Source organism: Streptomyces inusitatus, from assembly GCF_014651115.1.
In the GTDB taxonomy this organism is placed as follows: Bacteria; Actinomycetota; Actinomycetes; order Streptomycetales; family Streptomycetaceae; genus Streptomyces; species Streptomyces amakusaensis.
In genome coordinates this window covers 51,190-74,003 of sequence record NZ_BMWG01000011.1, presented here as the reverse complement: position 1 = coordinate 74,003, position 22,814 = coordinate 51,190, and the positions used below count along the sequence as shown (strand labels likewise).

Sequence of the window (22,814 nt, the reverse complement as noted above, 5' to 3'; positions counted from 1 at the left end):
TGAAGCATGCCGCCGACCCCGCCCCTATGCGGTCGACGGCATGCGCCCTTCAGTGTTTCATCCGCTCACGCGGCGAAGCGGAAAGCATGGAAAGCCACGCTCTCGTCCAGATCCTCGGCCTCAAGAACTTCAAGGCTGTCGAGATCCTCGATCTCCTCAAGAATGTTTTCCTGACCGGTCGGCTCGCCCATGACCCCTCCTGAAAAAGGAAGTTGACGCGACAAGAATTCTTGCCGCGTGCGATGTTCCATGCTACCGCGATCACCTTGAGCGAAATACTGGCGGCCAGGATTGGCCAGAAATGGTTTTGCCATATGAATGACTTAATGCACACGGGTGATTGAGAGGTCACCCCATCGGCCTCATCCTGAACCTGCGGAGCGGGAGTCCTGGCAGTCACATTTTCGTGGCTGCTGAAACCCCCGCCCCTTTCACACGGTCCTCGCAATCAGGCCAGAGTCGGGCCACTGCCGCGATCGACCCTTCACGAGGCGTTCGGGCCCACGTCCGTCGTCGTGAGCGGACGGCGGACGGGGGCGGCCGTCGTGTACTCGTCCGCTCCGATGTCACGGGCGGCGCCACGCGCGTGGCCGTCGATGTCATCGGCGACGGCGGGGCTCGCCAGCGTCGCCGCGCCGATCGCCGGGCTGCCCGCCGACAGCCGGAACACCCCGTCGGCCCCCTGCTGGAGGAGCGGGTCGACCCGGGTGTGGCTTCCGGCGGGGATGTTGCCGTTGGACGCCGCGCCCCACAGGATGTTGCTCTGCCAGCTGAAGCCCGTGGTCGCTCCCATCTCGACCAGGCTGCCTACGCTGCCGACCAGCAGGTTGTCCGCGATGACCACGTCGCGGGGCTCATGAGCCCTGCTCTCGCCGGAGAGCGTACGGGCGTTGTTGACCAGGGTGTTGTGCGCGATCACCGCACGGTCGCAGGCGTCGTTCCCACGTCGCTGCTCGGTGGTCTCGCCGGAGTGGTGGTCACGGGTGGTGCCGCTGCCGATCACCAGGGCCCGTCCCGAGAGCCCGCTCAGATAGTTGTTGACGATCAAATGGTCATTGCCGTAGACACGCACACCGTCGGTGCCGCCGATCAGGTAATTGCTTTCCACCGTGGTCTTGTTGCCGTGGCGCAGCACGATTCCGCCGAGGCTGTCGCGGATCGTGTTGTAACGGATGGTGTTGTCCGAGGACTTCACCGAAATGGTCTCGGGGTCTCCGTCGCAGTTCTCGAACAGGTTGTACTCCACGACCGCGTGGGCGCTGGAGAGCGCCCGGCCGCTGACGCCGAGCCGGATCGGCTCGCCGCCGTTGGCACCGGCGAAGCTGTGGTTGGCGAAATGGTTCCGGAAGAGGTGCAGACGCTGGGCGAGCGCGGTCGAGCCGGGGCCGTCGAGCACCACGAAGATGCCCTCGGTGGATTTGTCGTGGAAATAATTTCGATCGATCTTGGCATCGTCGCCGCGTACGACCACCCAGTCGAGCCCGCTGATGTCGGCGAACCGGAAGTCATTGCGGGTCAGCCGGATGCGCGGGCTGTTCGCCGGGATCTCCAGCGTGGTGCTCTGCCGGAGGGCGAATCCGCTGACGGCGATGTCGCTGGAGTTGCTGAAGACAAAGCTGCGCTCGCCGTTCAGCACCGCGCCGCCGCGCGACTCCGCGACGATGGTGATCGGTGCACCGCTGGTGCCGTGCTTGCCCGAGACATTGATCGCGCCGCCGGAGGGGACGGTGTATGTGCCGTTGGCCAGGACGATTCGGTCGCCGGGGGCCGCGCGGTTGATCTCGGTCTGAAGGTCGCTCAGCGAAGTGACCCTCGTCGTGGCGGCGGACGCGCTGGCCGGCAGCAGCGCGGAGAGCGGCACGGCGGCGAGCATCGCGCCGGAGAAGGTGCCCTTGAGGAGTGAGCGTCGGTGCATGATGCCTCCTGAACGAAAGGGATAAGTGCTGGTCCAAGCCTTGCTGACGCAGCGACTCTACGTGAGGAGGTAAGAGGGGGAAGCACCGTTCGACGGGCGGTGTGTTCGCCAATCAGCCGCCCCCTTCTGGCTCGTTGTGGTCCTGGAACCAGTGCGCGCCGACTTCGGCGGGCACTCCGAAGGGATGCTGTGGATCAGTGAGCTGATGGAACAGGAACTCCGTCATGGTGCACTCGAACCGGATTCCCTCCTCGGGTCCCTCATAGGTGGCGTACAGACCCCAACGGTCGGGATCCGGGCCCTCGGTGACCCAGGCGAACGATTGGTGGTGCTCATTGTTCGCCCAGTGCAGCACTCCTCCCGGTGCGGGGAAGGGCGGATGGGGCTCCCACGGCTCCTGGCCGACTCGCGCCGCGTACTCCGCGTGCCAGATGACGTCGTCGGGGGAGTGGACATTGAGGAATCCGTCGAACAGCCCCTCCCCGAACGTCTCGTGGAGACGCTTGTAGTCGTTCGGCAGACGGGTGCCCAACCGGGACTCGACCGCCGTCCAGTCGACCTCATCGCGCGCCCCTGACGACGACCGGCCCGTGACGGCGACCAGCCGGTCCAGCCAGGACGCGTCCGGCGGCAGCCCGTCCAGGCTCGGGGCGGGCCGCCGGGCCACGGCCAGCAGCGACCGAGCGTCCTCACTCCGTCCCCTGCCGAACGCTATCCACCGTCCGGCGAACGGCCAGACATGCGTCCAGCGCGCCTCCTCACCGCAGGGCAGCACAGCCGGCAGCCCGCTCTCCTCGGTGAGCGGCCTCCCGTACCAGTCGCCGAACACCTCCAGGACGTCCGACGAGTTCGTTCCATCGGGGACGGGCAGGCAGGTGTGCCCCGGCCGATGTCCCGGCTCCGCGCAGACGAGCTCGGCGGAGTCCGGCCATGCGAGCGGGCTCACGGCCCTCAATAACTGTTCGGCTTCCATACCGAAAAGTGAATCACCCGGCACTGACAACGCCCCGGTCCCGGACCCCGGGTCCGCAGGGCCACGGGTCCGCAGGGCCACGGGTCCACGGGTCTCCCGGTCTTGGGCGGGATTTGTCCGTGGCCTTGCCGTCCTCTGTACGGGCGCTAACCCTGCTGCCGGGAAGGTGATGCAACCGGACTCACCCACCCCCACTGAGCAGGAGTTTCCCCATGAAGCGCACCTTCCGTACCCGCGCTCTGATCGCGACGACGGCCGCCGCGGTCGCCGTCACCGTCGCGGTGGGCGTCGCCCAGGCCGGCGACACGGACGACAAGCGCGACACCAAGGCCGCCGAGCGGGAGATAGCGGCGCTCTTCGGTCAGTGGAACGCGGCCCTGCTCACCGGGAGCCCGGAGAAGGTCGCCGACCGCTACGCGACCGACGCCGTACTGCTCCCCACGGTGTCGCCGGACATCCGTACCGACCGCACCCAGATCGTCGACTACTTCGAGCACTTCCTCCAGAAGAAGCCTCAGGGCGAGAAGATCCGCTCGGTCATCCATGTGCTGGACGGGAACTCGGCGGTCGACACGGGTCTGTACCGCTTCCACCTCACCGACCCCAAGACCAGCAAGACCGCCCCCGTCGTGGCCCGTTACACCTACCAGTACGAGAAGCGCGGCGGAAAGTGGCTGATCGTCAACCACCATTCCTCGGTGCTCCCGGCCGCGGGCTGAGCCGCAGACCGATCCGTACACAGAGCCCGCCCCCGGGTGTGTCGCCCAGGGCCACCGTCCCGCCGTCGTCCGTCACCAGCTGCCGGACGACGGCGAGCCCCAGGCCCGTCCCCGACCGGCCGGTCAGCCCCTGGCCGCGCCAGAACCGGTCGAAGGCGCGGGACTGCTCGGCGGCGGACATCCCCGGCCCCTGGTCCAGGATCTCCAGCACCGCTGTCTCACCGTCCGGCACCGTCAGCCGGACGGCGATGGTGGCTCCGTCGGGAGAGACCTCCAGCGCGTTGGAGAGCACATTGTCGAGCACCTGGTCGAGGTTTCCGGGCCCGGCCAGCACATGCGGGCGTTCGTCGACGCTGCCGATGAGCATGATCCGTACCCCTCGCTCGTCGGCCGCCGGACGCCAGACGCTCAGCCGCTCCGCGACCAGTTCCCACAGCGCCAGCGGCTCCGGCGCGGACACCTTCGCCTCCGCCCTCGCGAGCACCAGCAACCCGCTGACCAGCCGGCTCATCCGGACCACCTCGGCGGTGGCCTGCTCCACGTCCTCCCGTACGAACTCGTCGTCGACACCGTCGGCGATGTTGTCCAGCGAGAGGCGCAGCGCGGTCAGCGGGGTGCGCAGCTGGTGCGAGGCATCCGCGACGAAGATCCGCTGGGCGGCGACCAGAGTGTCCAGGCGCTCGGCGCCCTGGTTGAGGGTGCGAGCCAGGGTCCGGGTCTCCTGGGGGCCGGTGATCGGCGAGCGCGCGGTGAGATCGCCGTCGCTGAAGCGGCTGGCCATGTCGTTGAGCTGACGCAGCGGCTTGGTGAGCAGCCGGGCCACGATCGCGCCCAGCCCGGCCGCGACGGCCAGCACACCGACGGCGAGGAAGGCCCGGAATCCCCAGATCCGCCAGAGCCGGTCGCTGAGTTCCTCCGTCGCGTACCGGATGCGCACCGCGCCGACGATCCGGCGGTCGTCGGCCTGTGCGTACGCGGGCACGGTGACGACGAGTTCGGGGCCCCAGACCGGGCGGTCGCCCCAGTCGCTCGTGGTGCGGCCGTCGCGCAGCGCCTTCGTGAACGCGGCGTCGGCGGGGTGGGCGGGCATCGGCAGCGGCGGTACGGCCACCCCGTCGGCGGACACCACCTCGACCCTTCCGGGGGTCTCGTCCGCGTACGCCTCCGCGACCCTGGCCAGCGCCTGCCGGGCGGGCGCGTCACCGCCGCCGAACAGCAGGGCCATGGTGGTGGCCTCGCGCCGTACCGACTCCTCGGTGTCGCCGCGCAGCTGTGTGGTCAGGGTGAAGGCCACCGGGACGGTGAAGGCCGCCAGGGCGACGCCGACCAGGAGGACGTAACTGACGATCAGCCGCCGGATCATGCCGTCGTCCCGCCGCCGGGGCCCGTCGCGCTCGGGCCCGCCGCGCTCGGGACCGCCGCGCTCAGGACCGCCGCGCTCAGGACCGCTACGGCCCTCACTCGGCGTCCGTGCTCTCGGTGAGGACGAGCCGGAAGCCCACTCCGCGCACCGTCTCGATCACCACCGCTCCGGCGAGCTTGCGGCGCAGGGCGGCCACATGCACGTCCAGCGTCTTGGTCGGGCCGAACCAGTTGGCGTCCCAGACCGCTTCCATGATCTGCTCGCGCGACATCAGCGCGCCGGGCTCCTCGGTGAGAAACGCCAGCAGGTCGTACTCCTTCGGCGTGAGCGCGACCTCCGCCCCGTCCAGTCTGACCCGTGCGGCCTTGCGGTCCACCAGCAGCCGGGAGCCGTAGCGGTCCGGCCCGGCGGCCGCCTTCTGCGCGGGCTGGACCCGCCGCATCACCGCCCGGATCCGGGCGATCACCTCGCGGACGCCGAAGGGCTTGGAGACATAGTCGTCCGCCCCGATCTCCAGCCCGACGACACGGTCGGTCTCGTCGCTGCGGGCGCTGATGACGATGATCGGCACATCACCGCGCCTGCGCAGCTCCCGGCAGACGTCCAGCCCGTCGGTGTCCGGCAGCCCCAGGTCCAGCAGCACCAGGTCATAGGGGTCGGTGACGGCCAGTGCGGCCGTCCCTGTACTGGCCCACTCCACGGTGAAGCCGTAACGCAGCAGGCCGCGTCGCAGCGACTCGGCGACGGGCTCGTCGTCTTCCACCAGCAATACCCGCAATGCTTGCACGGGTGCACCCTAATGGGCGATGACCGAATCCCTGTACGTACGAAAAGACGGTCAGGCGGCCGAGGGTGCGGCTGTCTCCGAGTCGTCGGGGAGGAGATCGGCGATCATCCGCCAGATCTCCTTGGGGAGGACCCGGGTGAGCCGGAGCGGAGTCGTGGGTCCGGTCGCGTCCTCCATGACCGGCTCGGCGGGGAGTTCGCGGTACCAGTGGCCGAGCGGACCACAGTCCCAGATCGCGAAGCCCCGAGCCGTGACCCCGGGCCCGGTGCCGTCGTGGCCCGGCCAGGCCGCCGTCATCCGCCAGCTGCACCGCAGCTGAACGATCAGCTCCGCCAGACCCTCCGGGGCCTGCGCGTACGGCCCCGCCGCGGCCGCCAACGCGGCCCGCACGGCGACGGGCTCATCGGCGGCCGAGGCCGCGTGATCCATGGCGGCCAGCCCCGCGTCCAGCACCCCCAGCGTCGAATCGACGGTCCCCGGCCCGGTCAGCGGCACCCCGGAGCGCTGGAGGTTCACCATCCGGGCCAGCTCCCAGACCACCATGTTCCGGTCGACCCTGACGTACTCCGACTCCCCCTCCCCGGGCCATGCCTCGTGCGAGAAGACATCCTCCGATCCGACCAACAGCCCGTGCGCCAGCTTCCCCTGCCGACCCGCCGTCTCGACCCCGACAATGACCGAAGGCCCAAGCAACGCGTTGACCAGCGGCAGCAGCGCCTCAGCCAGCCTCCCGTCCGGCCATATCAGCCCTGCCTCCCGCAGCCCCGCGACAGCCGGGGCCAAACGGTCGGGCACAGGCTCCCCGGTCGCCAGCAGCGCGACGGCCGCCAAGTCGTCGTCACTGAGGCGGAACCGGTACCGGGAGAGGTCGAAGGAAGGCATGCAATTCGCTCGTTTCGCTGTGTGGCGGGTGTTTGTGCGTGTGTGGCTTCGGCGGACGGTCAGGTCCCCCAGGCGATTTCCATCGCCTGGTCCCGACCCCGGGTGAAGAGCGCCCGGATGGAGCCCCCTGTGGTGAGGTTGGCTCGGTCGACCCCGGAGAACATGGCCGCGAGCGCGATGTCCGTGGGCTCGGCAAGACCCTCGATCGTGAAGGCGAGATGCAGCCGACCGCTTTTCATCGCCCGCAGGGTGCTCTTGCCCGACTGCTCCACCTGAATGGCGACCCCAGGCCTTCCCTCGGACGGCTCCCGGGCCAGGGCGTAATGCAGACGACTGATCGCCCACAACCGGTACTTGTCCTCCCCGTGCGTGAGATGAAGCGCACGGCTCTGCTCAGTGACACCGAGCCGATTACGGCTCATGGTCACCTCATCCTCGCCCACCCTCAAAGTGCCACGATTCAGCGTCGGCATCAGCAGACCGGCCGCCACATGAAGGCCCTTGGTGTCATAGAGGACCGTCGGAACCTTCTCACCCCGGACGATGGATCGGATCTCCTCCTCACCGGTCCTGAAGGGATAGGTGACCGAGATCTCCCCCAGCTCCGGGGACGTACCCCGCCAGCCCTCGAAGCCGGCCACGTGCTCGGGATGGCGATTTCGGAAGGAGTTCAGCCGGAAGGGCTTGGTGACGGTCTGCATCTTCTACTCCCTGCTCAAATAGAGGAGCCATACAATTCGCTCGTTTCACTGTGCGGCAGATGTCGGCGCGCTTCAGCCGACGGTCAGAGCCCGGTGCCGAGCTCCACTGCCTGGTCGCTCCCCCGGGCGAACATCGCCCGAACGGAGCCTCCCGCGGTCAGGGTGGATCGGTCGACACCGGAGAACATGACGGCAAGGGCGATGTCCGTGGGTTCAGCACAGCCCTCAATCGTGAAGGAAAGGTGCATTCGACCACTTTTCATAGCCCGCATGCCGTGCTTGCCTGACTGCTCCACCTGAACGGTGACCCCAGGCCTCTCGCCGGACGGCTTCCGGGCCAGGGCGTAATGCAAGCGACTGATCGCCCACAACCGGTACTCGTCGCCCCCATGGGTCAGATGAAGCGCACGGCTCTGCTCAGTGACACCGAGCCGATTACGGCTCATGGTCACCTCATCCTCACCCACCCTCAAAGTGCCACGATTCAGCGTCGGCATGAACAGGCCGCTCACCACATGAAGGCCCTTGGTGTGGTAGCGGACCGTCGGGATCCCCTCGCCCTGAACGATGGAACTCAGCTCGTACTCACCAGGCCTGAAGGGATAGGTGACCGAGACATCGCCCAGCTCCGGGGAAGTCCCCCGCCAGCCCTCGAAGCCGGATGGGTACGAGGGGGCGCCCCTGAAGGAGTTCAGCCGGAAGGGCTTGGTGGCAATCTGTACCTTTGCTCCCTGCTCGGGTGGGGACGGCATAAAATTTACTCGTTTCACTATGTGGCAATTGTGGGGCGCTTCAGCCGCTGCTCAGGAGCCGAGGTGCACGATGTGGTTGGCACCCCGGGAGAAGATCGATCGGATAGCACCTCCCCGAGTGAGATTGGAACGGTCGACGCCGGAGAACATGACCGCGAGGGCGATGTCCGTAGGCTCGGCGCGCCCCTCAACAGTGACCGTCAGATACAGACCGCCGGACAAGTGCCGACGGCCGCCGACACCGGACTGCTTGACCTTGACGGTCACCCCGGACCTCTCGCCGGACGGCTTCCGGGCCAGGGCGTAGCGCTTGCGGCTGATCGCCCAGAGCTTGTACCGGTCCTCCCCATCGGTGAGATGGAGCGCGCGCCCCTGTCGGGTGGTGCCGAGCCGGTTGCGGGCCATGGCGACCTCGCGCTCGCCCACCCGCAGAGTGCCCCGATTCAGCGTCGGCATGAGCAGACCGGGCACATGGAAGCCCTTGGCGTCGAAAAGGACCGTCGGAACTTTCTCACCCCGAACCGTGGCGCGGATCTCGTACTCGCCAGTCATGAAGGGGTAGGCGACCGTGATCTCACCGAACTCCGGGGATGTTCCCCGCCAGCCCAGAAAATCAGGCCTCTGCCTTCCGTTGTGCGTCCGGTGGGAATCCATCCGGAAGGAGGTGATCTCGGTTCGCATGCGTCTCCCTTCTCGCTCTGATACGCACCGTGGTGTCAGTCGAAGGGGTTGTTGAAAATCTTCTTCGCACCGCTCGCGATGCCGTCCCCGACCTTGTCGAGGCCCTTGGAAACACCGTCTCCGATCTTCTCGGCAGTCTTACCGGTCCAGTCCGCCGCCGCACGCCCGGCGTCCATGATCTCTTCATGGTTGTCCCAGACCGTGGCACCGAGATAGGCAGCGCCGGTACCGAGAGCCAAACCTACGGTGATCGGGTTGGGTGCCACCGCCATCGCTGTCAGGGACGCGTTGAACGCCGTACCGGTGACCTCGGTGGCGAACTTGGCAGGATCGGCCTTGATCATGTCGGTGTTGTACGTGGCCAGGTTCGCCACGCCGTAGACCGTCGCCCCCGCGCTGCCAACGATGCCCGCGCCGCGCAACCAGCCGGCCGCCTTGGCCGCCTGCCCCAGACCGCCGTTCTTGGCGACCGTGGCCAGATTCGCCTGATACGACTTGGGAATGAAGTACTCGCCCTTCCGCATATGGGCACCGAACTCGGCGGCCAGATCGGAGCCGTACATCGCCCGCGGCAGGTTCGGCGGAATCTTGCTGAGCAGACTTCCCGGCTGCGCTGCGGCCAGCTTGGTGTTGACGAACTTCGCGACCATGCTTCCGGGAGCATTCATCGCAACCTCGCCTCGCTGGATGGCGTACTTGCTGAGCTTGAAGATCCCCGACCCGACAGTGCTCAGGGCCTCGATGACCATGGCCGCCTTTGCCGTCCCCGCGAGGTACGCGGTAATGGTCTTGGCGAGCTGCTCATTGCCGGTGAGCCGGGTGATCCCCTCGCGCTGAAGCCTCTTCAGATAGTCGTCGAGGCTCTCGTTCTCCCTCATCTCCATGACGGAGGCCAGCTCGGTCCGCGCCTTCTTCGCCTGGTCGTCGGCGGCGGCCACCTTCCCCGCGTCGCCGTTGAAGCCGCCCACGGTGGCGTCGTTCTTGTTGCCGCCCGCGTCCTTGACGACCGCCTCCAGGTCCTTCTTGAGGTCGTTGTCGGCGTCGTCGACGAATTTGACGCGGTCCCGCAGATGGTCGCGCCAGCTCTGGACGGCGGTCTGGATCTCCTGGGCGTGGCCGGGGTGGTTCATCGCCGTGCCGCGCTCCTGGGCGGTGAGCCGGTCGTAGTCGTAGGTGACTTCGCCCTGGTCGGAGACCTTCATCCCGGCTTTGATGGCGTCGGCGCGGGAGGACTCCAGCTGCTTCTTCAGCTCGGTGAAGTGGGTGTGGGCGTTGCGCAGCAGGGTCGCGGTGGCTTTGGCCTGGGTCTGTGCGGCCTCGTACTCGTAGCGGGTGGCGGCGAAGTTGGCGCGGGCGGCGTTGGCGCTGTCGCCGAGCCAGGTGCGGTCCATGGTGATTTTTTCCACGCTGTCGCGGTAGCGCTTCTCCACCTTGCCGAACTCGTCGGCCGTCTCCTGCCACTTGTCGGCGGCGGCGGAGAGACCGCCGAAGTCGGCCGTCATGACATCGTGATACGTCAGCATGGTGTGTCCCCCTGGGAGCGTTCGAGCGCCTCGGCACGGCGGCGGCCGACGGCGGCGGCGGCCTGCGAGGCCCCGTCGGGCGCGGCGGTCTAGTACTTGTCGAAGTTCGACTGGACGGCGCCGATACGGGCCTTGCGCTCCCCGTCGGTGGCCTGGAGGGTGCCGGCGGTCGCGCGCAGCGCCCCCTTCTCCCCGGCGAGCCGTCCCATCAGCGACTTGACCTGCTGGTCCCAGGTCTCCTGGACCGTCTTCATCCCGGCGGCGGTGGCCCAGTTGTCGAGGCCGCTCATGATCTTGCCGTTGGCGTCGTCGGGCCGGTCGCCGGCCTTCTTGGTGCGGGGCTCCAGCTCCGATTCGATGGTGTTGGCGGCGGCGCGCTTGGCGGCCGGTGTCGATGCCAGGTCCCCCTGGCCGCCGGCCGGGGCCATCGGCCCGTCCGGCGGCAGTCCGTTCAGCCGTACGGACTGCTCCCCGGCCGTGCCGCCCGGCCCGGCTCCTTGCCCAAACACCATGCTGTGATCCCCGTATCGTCTCTTCCCGCCCCACCGCCCGCCAGGGCGGGCGGCGCGTGTGCCGCTCATCGCCGCGACCACACCCAGCCGATTATATGAATCAGGCCATGGCGCGTCATGCCCTCGTGCGACCGCCCGTGGGAGACGGTCACCGCGTCCTCACCGAACCGCCGCAATCTGGGAGTTGCTCCCGGCAACGAGAGCTGATGAGGATGAAACTTCGAACCGCTCGCCCCACGAAGGGAAGCGCACAGTGCCGCACATCGAACTGAGCAATGATCTGCCGGGCATCTCGGGGCTGCTCGCCCACCGCAAGGACACCGGCGCGCCGCTGTCCCAGCTTGTCGAAACACTGTTGCGCGGCCCGTCACCGCTCAGCCGCGGAGAGCGCGAGCTGATCGCGGCGTACGTCTCCGAGCTCAACGGCACCCGCTTCTGCTCCGCCTCGCACAGCGCCTTCGCCGCCGCGCAGCTCGAAGGCGGCCAGGACCTGGTGAAGTCGGTGCTCCACCAGGCGGACACCGCGCCCGTGTCCGAGCGGCTGCGGGCGCTGCTGCGGATCGCGGCCGAGGTGAGGGAAGAGCCCCACCCGGTGTCGGACGCCGCGCTGGCGGCCGCCCGGGCGGAGGGGGCCGGTGACACCGAGATCCACGACACGGTCCTGATCGCCGCCGCGTTCTGCATGTACAACCGGTATGTCGACGCACTCGACACCGCGCTGCCAGCGGAACCCGGCTACTACACCGAAGCCGCGCGGCGGATCACCAGCCAGGGCTATGTGAACTCGAAGGCGGCGGCGGGCAGCACCGACTGAAAGGTTCATGTATCGGTCGACTCCGTCAGAAACGTTTCAGCGAGGGCCGGTCCCCCGTCGGGGGGCCGGCCCTCGTCGCTGGGCGAGCACACCGGCACCGCCGTCGAGAGCGGCGGCACACGCGCCCGGCCCGCCGGAGCGACCCAGGGCGGCCCAGGACGGCCCCGTGCGGCCGTGCGGTTGCCCGCGGATACACCCACTCGGGAACCAGCCGCCGGGAATCGCCGCGTAATAGCACTCCCGAAGCCGGGACCGAAGACGGTGAAGATCGTGCGAATATCCGCCACCGGCCGCCCTCTCGGCACGGCTTGCGGGAACTCCGAGTGGCGGCTCTCCGTCAGGGTGCGGAACCGGCCACACCGCGCAAATCACCATGCGACGCGGGCCACTCTGAATGGCAATGCGTCACCCGTAATCCACGCGCAAGCATTTTATGTGCATGCAACTTAAGTTCAAGCGGGTATGCAACCCGTGGGTGACCTGTGCGAATACCGCGTTCATGGACCGGGTCCACCCGCTGCTGCCCGGGCGGCGGGACGTCGAGACCGTGAACCGGGGTCGGGCCTCCGGCCGGGCCCCGGCGCTCCGAGGGCCGCGGGTTCAGGCGGACCGCTGGGGGGCGGCTTCCCTGGTGAGCCAGGCGGCGAGGGGTGCGAACGCCTCGTTCTCGGCCGCTTCCCCCAGGGTCTCCTCCAGCACTCGGACATAGGTGATCCGGGCCGCCGTGACCCGGGCCTGCCCCTCGTCGCTGATCTGGGTGTAGACGCCGCGACGGTCATGAGGGCAGAGATACCGCTCGGTCAGTCCCAGTTTCTCCAGTCGGCCCACCAGGCGGCTCACCGAACTCTGGTTGAGAGGGATGGCGTCGGCCAGGAACTGCTGGCGGAGATGGCCGCCGTCGTCGGAGTGGGCGAGCGCGGCCAGCGCGGAGAACTCGGAGACCGACAGCTGGTGTTCGGCCTGGAGCGCCTTCGAGAGCGCTTCTTCCAGGCGTGCCGCGAGGAGACGCACCGTCTGCCAGCGCTGTTCGAGGACGGTCGGCAGCTCGATGTGAGGGCTCACCTGATTGACGAGTGGCACGCAAGTCTCCTTTTCCCGTGCGAGCAGACGGGTTCACGGAACCTTAGCACGCCCTTGCATCATATGCATAAGCAATAGATGTGTTGCCATTCTATGCGCGAGCATATATGTTGGCGCCGCCGATTCTCGACAAGCCATGCCTCATTGCGCGTTACGGGCCTCCTGGCACAGACAGAGGACACCTCCATGCCCATCGCTCTCCTGGCGCTCTCACTGAGCGCCTTCGCCATCGGCACCACAGAATTCGTGATCATGGGCCTACTGCCCAATGTCGCCGACGACTTAGGCGTCAGCATCACCTCCGCGGGCCTGCTCGTCACCGGGTACGCCCTGGGGGTCGTCGTCGGAGCCCCCACCCTCACGGCGCTGCTCGGCCGGCTGCCGCGGAAGCGGACCCTGCTGATCCTCAGCAGCATCTTCCTCGCCGGAAACCTGCTGTGCGCGCTCTCGCCCAACTACGGCATCCTCATGGGCGCCCGGTTCATCACCGCCTGCGCCCATGGCGCGTTCTTCGGCATCGCCTCGGTCGTCGCCGCCGATCTGGTCCCCAAGGAGAAGCGGGCGAGCGCCATCGCCATGGTCTTCACCGGCGCGACCATGGCCAATGTGCTCGGTGTGCCTCTGGGCACCTTCCTCGGGCAGGACTACGGCTGGCGCTCGACCTTCTGGGTCGTTTCGGGCATCTCGGTGATCGCCACCATCGGGATCGCCGTGCTCGTACCGGTCATCGAGCAGCAGAACCAGCCCAGCTTCCGCGCCGAACTCGCCGTGCTCCGGCGCAAGCAGGTGCTGCTCGCGCTGCTCATCACCGTCTTCGGCTACGGCGGCGTGTTCACCCTCTTCACCTACATCACCCCTTTGCTCACCGATGTCACCGGGTACGCGGAGTCCACCGTGAGCTGGCTGCTGGTCCTCTTCGGCGTCGGTCTCTTCGGCGGCAATCTGCTGGCGGGCAAGGCCGCCGACCGGCATCTGATGCCCACGGTGTACGCAGTGCTGCTGGCGCTCAGCCTGGTGCTGCTGGCCTTCAGCGTCACCAGCGAGAACAAGACGGCTGCCGCCGTCTCGGTGCTGCTCCTCGGGGCCACCGCGTTCGGCACCGTGCCGCCCCTCCAGATGCGCATCCTCGCCAAGGCGGGCGACGCGCCCGCCGTGGCCAGCTCCTTCAACATCTCCGCCTTCAATGTCGCCAACGCCGCCGGTTCGTTCATCGGCGGCCGGGTCATCGCCGCCGGATACTCCCTGCCGGTCCTCGGGCCGGTCGCCGCGGTGATCTCCCTGGTGGGTCTGGGCATCGCCGTCTACTCGGGCTGGCTCGACGCCCACGGCAAACCGGCCGACCGCGATCTCCCCGCCGGTCCGGACGAGGGGACACGGACCACCGCGGGCGGCACCGCCGACGACATCGGAACCTCCCCCGTGGAAGCCCGATGAGCCCAGCCGTCCCCTACCGTCCCCGCCGTCCCCGCCCTCCCGGCCGACCCGTTCCCCTGTCTCGGCCATCTCTCGGACCGATGCCGAAGAACGCGGTGGACGCAGCGATACAGGTGGCCTACCGCGGACAGCGCCGTCTGATGCTCGTCCCCAGCCGCCGCCAGGTGGAGACGGCCGCCCAGGGCGGCGGCAAGGTGGAGGGCTGGACGACCGAGTCGTTCGCCGAGTACGTCCGCTCGCAGGATCCGGACGGACTGATCCCGCTCTGCCGCGACCACGGCGGCCCGGGGAGACCCCACCACTCCCCCGGCCCGCCGGAGCCCCGGACCCGGTACCGGGTGCCGGGTGCCGGTTCAGTCGTCGTACGAGAGTCCGTGGCCCATGGGGAAGAGCACCCGGGCGGGGTCGTCGGCCCGCTGCACGGGTACGGGCAGCTCGCCCCGGGGGTCGGCGCGGCCCGCGATCACCCGGGCGGCGGCGCGCAGTTCCACGGTGGTCCAGCAGTAGGCGGCGAGTGACGCCTCCACCCCGTCGAGGTGGGCGATGTCGTAGGGGTTGCGCGCGGCGACGTGGACGACCGGCACCCCGGTCTCGATCAGCCGCCGGACCAGGGTCCGCTGTCCGTCGTCGGGCGCGATGTCGTGGGTGAGGACGACGACCGCGTCCTTGTCGCGCGAGGCGGCCACGGCCGCGTCGATCTGCGATGTGTCCGGGGTGAGCCCGGTGGGCAGCGCGGTGGTCGTGAAGCGCAGTTCGGTGAGGGCGTCGGCCAGGGTGGGCAGGGAGCTGAGGGTCTCGTCGTGGGGGAATTTCTCGTTCGCGCCGACGACCAGCAGGTTCTTCTGCTTGCGCCGGTTCAGGGGCAGCAGTTCGCCCTTGTTGACCAGCAGGGTCGTGGTGCGCTCGGCGATGCGGTCGGCGGTGGCGAGATGCCCCCGGGTGCCGACCCGGCAGGCCACCTGCTCCGTGTCGGTGTACGGGTTCCGGAACAGCCCGAGCTTGTCCTTGAGGCGCAGAATGCGCAGGATCGACTCGTCCAGACGGGATTCGGCGAGTTCACCGTCCTTGACCGCCTTGAGGACCGCGTTCCACGCGAGGGGCAGGTTGTTCGGGTAGAGGAGCTGGTCCACTCCCGCCTTCAGGGCGAGTACGGGGACGCGCTCCTCGCCGTACTTGAGCAGGACGCCCTTCATATTGAGCGCGTCGGTCACGACGACGCCGTCGTAGCCGAGTTCACGGCGCAGCACTCCGGTGATGATGGGGTGGGAGAGCGTGGCCGGGTCGTCGCTCGGGTCGAGCGCGGGCATCTGGAGATGCGCGGTCATGATCGAGTCGATGCCCGCCGCGATGGCGGCCCGGAAGGGCGGGGCGTCGATCCGCTGCCATTCCTCGCGGGTGTGGGTGATCACCGGAAGCCCGTAGTGGCTGTCCACCGCGGTGTCGCCATGGCCGGGGAAGTGCTTGGCGACGGCGGACACGCCCGCCCGCTGGTACCCCTCGACCTGGGCGGTGACCATCCGGGACGCGGCACGGGGGTCGGCGCCGAAGGCGCGTACGTTGATGATCGGGTTGGCCGGGTTGATGTTGACGTCGGCGACCGGGGCGTAGTTCTGGCGGATGCCCATCGCGGCCAGCTCGGTCGCGGCGATACGGGCGGCGGAGCGGGCGTCGCGCACCGAGCCGCCCGCGCCCAGGGCCATCGCGGCCGGCAGCTGGGTCGCCGGTGCGCCGATCCGGACGTTCGCGCCGTACTCCTGGTCGACGGAGATCAGCAGCGGCAGTCCGGCGGGGGCTTCGAGCGCGGCCCGCTGGAGCCCGTTGGAGAGACCGGCGATCTGCTTCGGGTTTCTGAGGTTGCCCGACCAGACGAAGTAGATGACCCCGCCGAGGTGGTACTTGGCGACCGCCTCGGCCCCGGTGCTGACACCCAGCAGATAACGGTTCGCCTCGGCGGCCTCCTCGCCGGGCTCGGTGGCGGACGGGCCGCAGACGAACGGCACGAAGACCTGGCCGACCTTCTCCTCCAGGGTCATCCCGGAGATGAGTTTCCTGAGCCGTTCGTCCCGGGACCCGGGGCTCTCGGCGGCCAGGGAGGGGCTGCTGCCCTGGGCGACGGCGACCGTGGCGACAGTCGCGGTGGAAGCGGCGATGAGGGTACGTCTGGAGAGACTCCGGTTGTGCATGGTTACCTTCCGGCCTAGCCCGATATCGAAGTGGAGAAACTTCGGAAGAAATGGCTAGCCGGAAAATTACTGACCACTTGCCCGGCCGGGCAAGTGATATTTAAAACCCGGAGGTAAATCGACCGGCACACTCAGGGGTATGCCCACCTATGATCCACAGTGCCCTGTGTGCGTAAACCAATTCGACACCTGTTCGGGACGGCAACGAGCGGTGGGGCGGCCGTTCGCGCAACGACACAGGAAGGCGCGGGTTTCCGTTATCCCCGGTCAACGCTGAGCAATTTTTCGGGATTCATATATTCCGTTTACACTTTCCGATTTCGGCCGACCACCCACGGTGGCGGCGCTCACCAAATAATTGCCTTCCGAAAAACCTCTATTCGAGGCGGCCGGCCGGACCGCCGAACCCGCCCGGGCGATGCGGGGGGTACGGGGGGCTCCGCCCCCGCGCCGGCAGGGACCCGGCATACGGCAATCCACGAGATCGATTCGCGCCCGCACGCGAATCCAGCCATGCGGTCTTCCACGATGCCCGGCCCGCGCCCGGCCCGACATGCTCGGTCACGGCGCCACCGACCGCACCGGCACGACACCCCGGGCCGAAGCGGTCACCCGTCAGACCGTCTCCGTCGCTGATCCCTTCGGCGGGGGCGGTACCGCCGCCGCCCACCGGCCCACGCGAGCAAGGACGACATGCGCAGTCACGAATGGCAGGAGCAGCGCCGCGACGAGGTCCCCGCGCCCGGTACGGCATCGCCCGGCAGCGCGGAGTGGGTGCGCGGAGTGCTGGCGGCGGGCTGGGGCGAGCCCTGGGCCGGGGCGCCGGTCCGGCCCTTCTCCTCCGGCGGGGCCGCGCCGCTCAGCCACACCGCGGGGCTGTGGCAGGTGGACCTGCCCGGCCGCGCCCATGTGCTGAAGGTGCAGCTGAACCCGGACGCCGTACGGCGGCGCCCCTTCTACCCGCTCAGGGAACGGATCGCGGCGCACTGCCGGGACCGGGGCGTGCCGGTCCCGGCGGCGGTGCCCACTCCGGACGGCGCGACCAGCGTGTGGTGCCAGGGGCTGGTCTGCGAGCTGAGTCCCCGGCTGGACGGGGCCGCCACCCCCTCGTTCACCTTCGCGCAGGCCCAGCAGGTTGTGCGCACCGGGCTGGAGCTGCGTACCGCCCTGGACGAGTTGCCGCCGGGGGTGACGGCGGAGCTGGCCCGTGTCCCGCTGCCCCGGCTGGTCGACGAGGAGCACTGGCCGACGGCGCTCAAGGACGCCGAACAGCGGCTGCTGCCGCTGGCCGAGCGCGGCGGGAGCGACTGGCACCGGGCTGCGGCCGGGGCGCTGCGCGAAGTGGTGTCGACCGGGCGGCTGCCGCGCGCGGCCGGGGTGCCCGCCGCGGGGGACCCCGTTCCCCGGCCCGGGGTGGTCCACGGCGACCTGCATTACCACCACTTCCTGCTCGCCGCCGACGGCCCCGCCGGACAGCCGTGTGTCCAGGGCGTCCTCGACTTCGACAACGCGCACCTCGGTGACCGGCTGCTGGACCTGGCATGGCTGGCGGAGGCGGCCGGCCGGGTCGCGGACCCGGCCGGTCGGCGCCGTTCGCTCGCCGCCTTCACGGCCGCCGCACAGGCCCGCGGGCTGCTGCGGCCGGGCGAGGAGGCTCTGTTGATGCCGCTGCTCATGGCCCATGCGCTCCCGGTGATCGTCGACATCGCCAAGGACATCCTGGAGCGGAACATCCTCAGCCCCGTCTGGCTGGGCTACTTCGACCTGCTGTCACCGGCGCGCCGACGGGAGATCCACGAGCTGCTCACGGCTCCCGCCGCGTGAGCCGACCCGGCCCGTGACCGACCGCGCGTCCTTCCCAAGGCCGCGCGTCCGGGTCCCCCGCCTCACCGCGCGTACGGCCCGAGTCGCCCTCGCGCCGCGCGCCGCCTTCCCCGACCGCTCCCCGTCCCCCTTCCCCCTCCCCGCAGAGAGAGAGTCCCCGCATGCCCGCACAGCAGACCGCGGCTTCGCCGTGGCCCACCGATCTGTCCGCCTACTGCTTCGAGGTCCCCCACTCCGCCGACTCCCGCCTCTTCACCTCCGCCAAGGGGGTCCGGCTGACCGACGCGGACGGGCGCGGCTATCTGGACGCCCTGTCGGGGGTGTTCGTGACCTGCTTCGGATACGACTGCGAGCCCATCGCCCGGGCCGTCCAGGAGCAGTTGCGCACCCTGCCGTTCAGTCCCCCGCTGCACGGTGCCAACCCCGCCGCGCTCGGCCTCGCCCAGGCCCTGGTCGATCTGGCGCCCGAGGGCATCACGGCCGCCAAGCTGGTCAACGGCGGCTCGGAGAGCATCGAGGCCGCGATCCGGCTGGCCCGGCTCTACCACCGCTCGCACGGCAGGCCCGACAAGGTCAAGGTCCTCAGCCACTACCACGGCTACCACGGCGCGACCTTCGGGTCGCTCAGCCTGACCGGCCGCCCCGACGTCAGCCGTTTTGGACCGGGGCTGCCCGGCGTCGTCCATGTGTGGCCGCCGGACTGTCTGGAGGATTTCTGGGGCGTCGAGCCCGAGCGGTCCGCCGCGCTGGCCGCGGAGATGATCGAGCGCACCATCGAGGCCGAGGGGCCCGACTCGGTGGCCGCCCTGGTCATCGAGCCGGTCATCCATCTGCGGGGCATGGCCATTCCCTCGGCCGACTACTTCACCCGCCTCCGCGAGATCTGCGACCGGCACGACATCCTGCTCGCGTTCGACGAGATCGTCACCGGCTTCGGCCGCACCGGGAACCCCTTCGCCGCGCAGACCTTCGGGGTCACCCCCGATCTGATGTGCGTCGGCAAGGGCATATCCGGCGGCTACGCGCCGCTGGCCGCCGTGCTGATGAGTGAGCGGATCGCCGCCGTCCTCGGCGACGAGGGCGGACCGCGCTCCTTCGCCCCCTCCCACACCTACGCCGCCAACCCCATGGCCTCGGCGGCGGGCCTGGCCGCCGTGACCCTGTTCAACGACGGCGACTACCTCACCCGGATACGGGACCTGGCGGGGTTCATCGAGCCCCGGTTGCGGAAGCTGGTCGAAGGGCGCGGCACCCTGCGCTCCATCGGTCTGCTGTACGGCGCGAAGCTCACCGGCCCCGACGGCGAGCAGGGCCCGGTCGGCGAGCGGGTCGCCCGCGCCTGTCTGGAGCGGGGGCTGATCCTCCGCGGCCAGGACGACTGGCTGGTGCTGGCTCCCGCGTTCGTGACCACCGAGGCCGAGGCGGACGAGACGCTGCGGATTCTCGGCGAGGCCCTGGACGAGGTCTGCGGGGCGGGCCGGTGAACACGCTGCGGACCATCCTCCAGCGCCCGACCGCGCCGCCCCGCCTCACCGAGCGGGAGCGCGCCGTGGTCCGCCGCGAGCTCGACGAGTTCGAGGCGGGTGTCTGGAGCGGCTCGCTGCCGGAGAGCCTGCGCAAGCTGGCCGCCGCGGTGCCCGAGCGGCTCTACGACGACAGCGCGCGCGTGCTGCTGCGGATGCACGAGATCGCCGGGGCCGGCAACTACCAGAGCAATCTGTCCTCGCTCCCGATCGTGCGGGCCTGCTTCGATCTCGGCCTGGTGCCCGAGGACGGGCCGGGCCCCGCCGATCTCATCGTCGGGCGCGGGCACATCGCCCCCGCCTTCTACGCCGAGCACTATGTCCGGGGCGCCTTCCCGTTCGCGCCGCTGGCCACCCTCCACCAGGGCGGGCTGACCGGCGTCGTCCACCAGGACCTGGGCTTCGCCAACACCATGCGCTACAGCCTGGGGGTGGGCGTGGCCCAGGCCGTCAGCCTCGCCTGGGACCTGACCCGCCGCGGGGTGGACCGCAAGGTGGTCTGTCTGGCCGGCGACGGCGAACTCCAGGAGGGCGTGGTCTTCGAGTGTCTGCGCTTCGCCCACGAGGCGGACCTCACCAATCTGATCCTGGTCGTGGACGCCAACGACAAGGGCATCGAGCCGCTCCTCAAGCCGCTCAGCCGCGGCTATCTGGCGAGCTACTTCGACCGGGTCGAGGAGGTCGACGGCCTGGACACCGGCACCGTCCGCGGCGCCCTCGGCGAGCTGCTGGCCGCGCCGACCTCCGCCGCCCTGGTGTGCCATACCCGTAAGGGCGACCACAGCTTCAAGCCCGCCGCGCCCGCCGCGCCGACGAAGGCGCCCAAGGCGCCCTTCGCAGGGACCTCCGGCCAGGCGCTCGCCGCCTACCAGGAGCGCACCGGCCGTGATCTGGTGGTGTTCACCGCCGACATGGCGGCCCGCTTCGGTCTGCGCGGCGCGGTCCCGTACAGCAACACCGGGCTGGCGGAGACCCTCAGCCTGGGGATGACGCTGTCCCTGCCCGAGGAGACCGTCAAGGTCGTCGCCACCGACGCGATGTACTACATGGACTCGCTCAGCATGCTCACCGAGGCGACCACCAGCGTCCGCAATCTGCTGGTGCTGGCCGGGCGCAGCTGGGGCGCGTGGGGCGGCGCGCACAACGCCACCAATCTGCTGGGACAGCTGCTGAACACCCGGGTGTACGAGCCGGTCACCGCGGCCGAGTTCGCCGCCTGTCTGGACCGGCTGGGGCGGCATCCGGACACCGCCCATGTGATCAGCGCCGTCGACGCCAGGTTCGATCCGCCCCCGGCGGACTGCGCCGCCGATGTGGACGGCGCGACCTGGCTCACCCCGCCCGGCGACGAGCGGCCGGAGGCGGCCGTGGTCACCTTCGGCTACGCCGGGGTGCTCGTCGCCGAGGCCAACCGCGGCCTGGGCATCCCCCACCTGCACTGCGCGGCCCTGGACCCGGTCCTGGACGGTGCCACGCTGGCCCGGCTCCGCGCCTGCCGACGGCTCCTGACGGTCGAGTACAACGGCGCCCAGGGCGGCTTCGGCGAGCGGCTGCGCACCGCGTATCTGCTCCCCGCCCGGGTGCACGCCGTACGCCAGGACATCGCCAACCGCGTGCACGACCAGCAGCTGCGGCTGCACGGCATGAGCCCGGAGCAGCTCGGCGAGCTGCTGCGCGGACTCCGGGACGACGTCGGCGACGCGGACGGGAACAGCAACGGGGACGCGGACGGGGACGGGGACGGGGACGGGGAGGACGCTCATGCGACTGCATACGCATGACTACCGGGCTCCGGACGACGAGGGCATTCTCGACGGAGCCATCCTGATGCACCGGGAGACGGCCGGGCTGCTGACCCGGCGTCACCCCGTGGCCTGGCACGATCTGACCCGCGGCGCGGAGAGCGTCGCGTCGGCCGGGCCCGGCGACGTGGTCTACGCGGGGTCGGGGCCGTACGCCTTCCTCTATCACCACTGGCGGCAGCGGACCGGCGGCCGTTTCCGGATCGTGCGTGAGGTGCACACCGCCCTGTGGTCGGGCTACTGGGCCCAGGAGGAGCTGTGTGCGCCGCTGGTGCTCCCCGGCGATCTGGCGCTCTTCCCCACCGAGTACACCCGCCGGCTGTTCGTCCGCCACTTCGCCTCCGTCACCGAGGAGAACTCGGCGGTGGCCTACCCCATGCTGGACCGGCTGCCCCGCAGGGATCCCGTCCCCGCCCCGGGGCCCGGGGAGACGCTGCGCGTCGGCTATCTCGGGGCGCTGTCGCTGGCGAAGAACTTCGACCAGGTGCTGACCGTGTTCGCCCGCTGTCACCGGGACAGCGGCGGCCGGGCGAGCCTGGTGTGCGCGGGCAAGCCCAACCATCCCCGCTGGGAGGCGGACGCGGTCCGCGCGGCCCTGGACGGGCTGGGTGTCCCGCCCGATGCCGTCGAGCTGCTCGGCACGGTCGGCCAGGACCGGCTCGCCGACTTCTTCGCCCGGATCGATGTGCTGCTCTTCCCCAGTACGGCCTCCCGGGAGACCCTCGGGCGGGTGGTGCTGGAGGCGCTGGCGCACGGTGTGCCGGTGCTGGCGGCAGACGTCGGCCCCGCCGTGGAGCTGCTGCCCGCCCGCAATCTGGTCCCCACCGCCCTGGACACCGCGAGCGAGTTCACGATGAGCCGGGTCGGACCGCTGGGCCGGATCGACGAGGACGCGCTGACGCGCAAGCTGCTCGACCGCGACTACGCCCCGGCCGCCGTCCGGAGCGCGCCCCCCTTCCGGGACGATACGTTTCTGCGCGCCCTGTCCGGCGAACCGGTCGGGCCCGTCCTCGGCCACGACACCACGCTGCCGCGGGCGGTACGGGTGTCCGCCCGCACCGGCGTCGATCCGCGGCTCGCCCTGGAGCGGGCCGAGCGGCTGTTCACCGACTTCTTCGGACGCCGCGACCGGGCGGTGCACCGCGCGCTGGACGCCCGTGCCGCCGGGAACGCCACGGACTCCGGGGAGTGGGCCGCACTGCGGGAGCTGGTCGACCGGCCGGACCGCAATCTCGCCGACTACCGGGCCTTCCCCCGGCTGCTGGACGCCCTGGTGCTGCCACCGCTGACCTACCGTCTCGCGCCTTCGCCGGTGGGCGCGGGCGCCGGAGAGAAAGAGGAATGAG

The 22,814-nt window shown here is 69.8% G+C and carries 20 protein-coding genes; 7 read left to right on the top strand and 13 right to left on the bottom strand.

What is annotated here, in order from left to right:
* Window positions 1-65: 65 nt before the first annotated feature.
* The 3 genes from IE247_RS18295 to IE247_RS18285 form a co-directional block, all read right to left on the bottom strand.
* Entirely contained in the window at window positions 66-314 is a 249-nt protein-coding gene (locus tag IE247_RS18295) for a hypothetical protein (RefSeq protein ID WP_190124228.1), read from the bottom strand.
* A 170-nt stretch (window positions 315-484) separates the two neighbouring features.
* Window positions 485-1,915 (bottom strand): chondroitinase-B domain-containing protein, encoded by a 1,431-nt coding sequence (locus IE247_RS18290; RefSeq protein WP_190124227.1) that lies wholly within the window; start codon window positions 1,913-1,915, stop codon window positions 485-487.
* Window positions 1,916-2,027: 112 nt separating this feature from the next.
* Window positions 2,028-2,888: an SMI1/KNR4 family protein gene (locus tag IE247_RS18285; RefSeq protein ID WP_190124226.1), complete on the bottom strand. Its 861-nt coding sequence runs from the start codon at window positions 2,886-2,888 to the stop codon at window positions 2,028-2,030.
* A 212-nt stretch (window positions 2,889-3,100) separates the two neighbouring features.
* Here IE247_RS18285 and IE247_RS18280 point away from each other — a divergent pair, with 212 nt between their 5' ends.
* Window positions 3,101-3,607 (top strand): SgcJ/EcaC family oxidoreductase, encoded by a 507-nt coding sequence (locus IE247_RS18280; RefSeq protein ID WP_190124225.1) that lies wholly within the window; start codon window positions 3,101-3,103, stop codon window positions 3,605-3,607.
* On the opposite strand, the gene IE247_RS18275 is transcribed toward IE247_RS18280, so the two are convergent.
* The 8 genes from IE247_RS18275 to IE247_RS18240 all read right to left on the bottom strand — a co-directional run bounded on the left by IE247_RS18275 (window position 3,570) and on the right by IE247_RS18240 (window position 10,808).
* Window positions 3,570-4,970 carry a sensor histidine kinase gene (locus IE247_RS18275; RefSeq protein ID WP_190124224.1) on the bottom strand — a complete coding sequence of 467 codons (1,401 nt, stop codon included), beginning with the start codon at window positions 4,968-4,970 and terminating at the stop codon, window positions 3,570-3,572. The two genes, IE247_RS18280 and IE247_RS18275, sit on opposite strands and share 38 nt — an antisense overlap.
* Before the next feature lie 94 nt (window positions 4,971-5,064).
* Window positions 5,065-5,748, bottom strand: coding sequence for a response regulator transcription factor (locus tag IE247_RS18270; protein WP_190124342.1), 684 nt, complete (start codon window positions 5,746-5,748; stop codon window positions 5,065-5,067).
* Window positions 5,749-5,808: 60 nt separating this feature from the next.
* Complete coding sequence (locus IE247_RS18265; RefSeq protein ID WP_190124223.1) at window positions 5,809-6,639, bottom strand: histidine kinase; 831 nt, start codon at window positions 6,637-6,639, stop codon at window positions 5,809-5,811.
* Window positions 6,640-6,698: 59 nt separating this feature from the next.
* On the bottom strand, window positions 6,699-7,340 hold the full coding sequence (locus IE247_RS18260; protein ID WP_190124222.1) for a hypothetical protein: 642 nt from the start codon (window positions 7,338-7,340) through the stop codon (window positions 6,699-6,701).
* A gap of 83 nt (window positions 7,341-7,423) precedes the next feature.
* Window positions 7,424-8,092 (bottom strand): hypothetical protein, encoded by a 669-nt coding sequence (locus tag IE247_RS18255; protein WP_190124221.1) that lies wholly within the window; start codon window positions 8,090-8,092, stop codon window positions 7,424-7,426.
* Between the two features lie 51 nt (window positions 8,093-8,143).
* Complete coding sequence (locus IE247_RS18250; protein ID WP_190124220.1) at window positions 8,144-8,773, bottom strand: hypothetical protein; 630 nt, start codon at window positions 8,771-8,773, stop codon at window positions 8,144-8,146.
* 35 nt (window positions 8,774-8,808) lie between these two features.
* Window positions 8,809-10,296: a hypothetical protein gene (locus tag IE247_RS18245; protein ID WP_190124219.1), complete on the bottom strand. Its 1,488-nt coding sequence runs from the start codon at window positions 10,294-10,296 to the stop codon at window positions 8,809-8,811.
* Window positions 10,297-10,385: 89 nt separating this feature from the next.
* Window positions 10,386-10,808 (bottom strand): hypothetical protein, encoded by a 423-nt coding sequence (locus IE247_RS18240; protein WP_190124218.1) that lies wholly within the window; start codon window positions 10,806-10,808, stop codon window positions 10,386-10,388.
* Between the two features lie 253 nt (window positions 10,809-11,061).
* On the opposite strand from IE247_RS18240, the gene IE247_RS18235 reads away from it, so the two are divergent.
* Window positions 11,062-11,622, top strand: coding sequence for a carboxymuconolactone decarboxylase family protein (locus tag IE247_RS18235; protein WP_190124217.1), 561 nt, complete (start codon window positions 11,062-11,064; stop codon window positions 11,620-11,622).
* 600 nt (window positions 11,623-12,222) lie between these two features.
* Here the strand turns inward: IE247_RS18235 and IE247_RS18230 are convergent.
* Window positions 12,223-12,702 (bottom strand): MarR family winged helix-turn-helix transcriptional regulator, encoded by a 480-nt coding sequence (locus IE247_RS18230; protein WP_229869199.1) that lies wholly within the window; start codon window positions 12,700-12,702, stop codon window positions 12,223-12,225.
* Between the two features lie 186 nt (window positions 12,703-12,888).
* Between IE247_RS18230 and IE247_RS18225 the strand changes: the two genes are divergently transcribed.
* Window positions 12,889-14,136 (top strand): MFS transporter, encoded by a 1,248-nt coding sequence (locus IE247_RS18225; protein WP_190124216.1) that lies wholly within the window; start codon window positions 12,889-12,891, stop codon window positions 14,134-14,136.
* 353 nt (window positions 14,137-14,489) lie between these two features.
* Here IE247_RS18225 and IE247_RS18220 read toward each other — a convergent pair whose 3' ends face one another.
* Complete coding sequence (locus IE247_RS18220; RefSeq protein WP_190124215.1) at window positions 14,490-16,319, bottom strand: glycoside hydrolase family 3 protein; 1,830 nt, start codon at window positions 16,317-16,319, stop codon at window positions 14,490-14,492.
* A gap of 693 nt (window positions 16,320-17,012) precedes the next feature.
* Between IE247_RS18220 and IE247_RS18215 the strand changes: the two genes are divergently transcribed.
* The 4 genes from IE247_RS18215 to IE247_RS18200 all read left to right on the top strand — a co-directional run bounded on the left by IE247_RS18215 (window position 17,013) and on the right by IE247_RS18200 (window position 22,813).
* Window positions 17,013-18,143, top strand: a complete 1,131-nt coding sequence (locus IE247_RS18215; RefSeq protein ID WP_190124214.1) for a phosphotransferase enzyme family protein — start codon at window positions 17,013-17,015, stop codon at window positions 18,141-18,143.
* Window positions 18,144-18,304: 161 nt separating this feature from the next.
* Window positions 18,305-19,627 (top strand): aminotransferase family protein, encoded by a 1,323-nt coding sequence (locus tag IE247_RS18210; RefSeq protein ID WP_190124213.1) that lies wholly within the window; start codon window positions 18,305-18,307, stop codon window positions 19,625-19,627.
* Window positions 19,624-21,447 carry a 1-deoxy-D-xylulose-5-phosphate synthase N-terminal domain-containing protein gene (locus IE247_RS18205; RefSeq protein WP_190124212.1) on the top strand — a complete coding sequence of 608 codons (1,824 nt, stop codon included), beginning with the start codon at window positions 19,624-19,626 and terminating at the stop codon, window positions 21,445-21,447. Before IE247_RS18210 ends, IE247_RS18205 begins: the two co-directional genes overlap by 4 nt.
* Window positions 21,428-22,813: a glycosyltransferase gene (locus tag IE247_RS18200; protein WP_190124211.1), complete on the top strand. Its 1,386-nt coding sequence runs from the start codon at window positions 21,428-21,430 to the stop codon at window positions 22,811-22,813. The genes IE247_RS18205 and IE247_RS18200 overlap by 20 nt, the downstream gene beginning before the upstream one ends.
* Window position 22,814 lies beyond the last annotated feature (1 nt).

What these genes read in the sequence shown, in the direction of transcription:
- IE247_RS18295 (WP_190124228.1), bottom strand. Translation starts at nt 314, where the DNA reads ATGGCAAAACCATTTCTGGCCAATCCTGGCCGCCAGTATTTCGCTCAA.
- IE247_RS18290 (WP_190124227.1), bottom strand. Translation starts at nt 1,915, where the DNA reads ATGCACCGACGCTCACTCCTCAAGGGCACCTTCTCCGGCGCGATGCTC.
- IE247_RS18285 (WP_190124226.1), bottom strand. Translation starts at nt 2,888, where the DNA reads ATGGAAGCCGAACAGTTATTGAGGGCCGTGAGCCCGCTCGCATGGCCG.
- IE247_RS18280 (WP_190124225.1), top strand. Translation starts at nt 3,101, where the DNA reads ATGAAGCGCACCTTCCGTACCCGCGCTCTGATCGCGACGACGGCCGCC.
- IE247_RS18275 (WP_190124224.1), bottom strand. Translation starts at nt 4,970, where the DNA reads ATGATCCGGCGGCTGATCGTCAGTTACGTCCTCCTGGTCGGCGTCGCC.
- IE247_RS18265 (WP_190124223.1), bottom strand. Translation starts at nt 6,639, where the DNA reads ATGCCTTCCTTCGACCTCTCCCGGTACCGGTTCCGCCTCAGTGACGAC.
- IE247_RS18260 (WP_190124222.1), bottom strand. Translation starts at nt 7,340, where the DNA reads ATGCAGACCGTCACCAAGCCCTTCCGGCTGAACTCCTTCCGAAATCGC.
- IE247_RS18255 (WP_190124221.1), bottom strand. Translation starts at nt 8,092, where the DNA reads ATGCCGTCCCCACCCGAGCAGGGAGCAAAGGTACAGATTGCCACCAAG.
- IE247_RS18250 (WP_190124220.1), bottom strand. Translation starts at nt 8,773, where the DNA reads ATGCGAACCGAGATCACCTCCTTCCGGATGGATTCCCACCGGACGCAC.
- IE247_RS18245 (WP_190124219.1), bottom strand. Translation starts at nt 10,296, where the DNA reads ATGCTGACGTATCACGATGTCATGACGGCCGACTTCGGCGGTCTCTCC.
- IE247_RS18240 (WP_190124218.1), bottom strand. Translation starts at nt 10,808, where the DNA reads ATGGTGTTTGGGCAAGGAGCCGGGCCGGGCGGCACGGCCGGGGAGCAG.
- IE247_RS18225 (WP_190124216.1), top strand. Translation starts at nt 12,889, where the DNA reads ATGCCCATCGCTCTCCTGGCGCTCTCACTGAGCGCCTTCGCCATCGGC.
- IE247_RS18220 (WP_190124215.1), bottom strand. Translation starts at nt 16,319, where the DNA reads ATGCACAACCGGAGTCTCTCCAGACGTACCCTCATCGCCGCTTCCACC.
- IE247_RS18215 (WP_190124214.1), top strand. Translation starts at nt 17,013, where the DNA reads ATGCGCAGTCACGAATGGCAGGAGCAGCGCCGCGACGAGGTCCCCGCG.
- IE247_RS18210 (WP_190124213.1), top strand. Translation starts at nt 18,305, where the DNA reads ATGCCCGCACAGCAGACCGCGGCTTCGCCGTGGCCCACCGATCTGTCC.
- IE247_RS18200 (WP_190124211.1), top strand. Translation starts at nt 21,428, where the DNA reads ATGCGACTGCATACGCATGACTACCGGGCTCCGGACGACGAGGGCATT.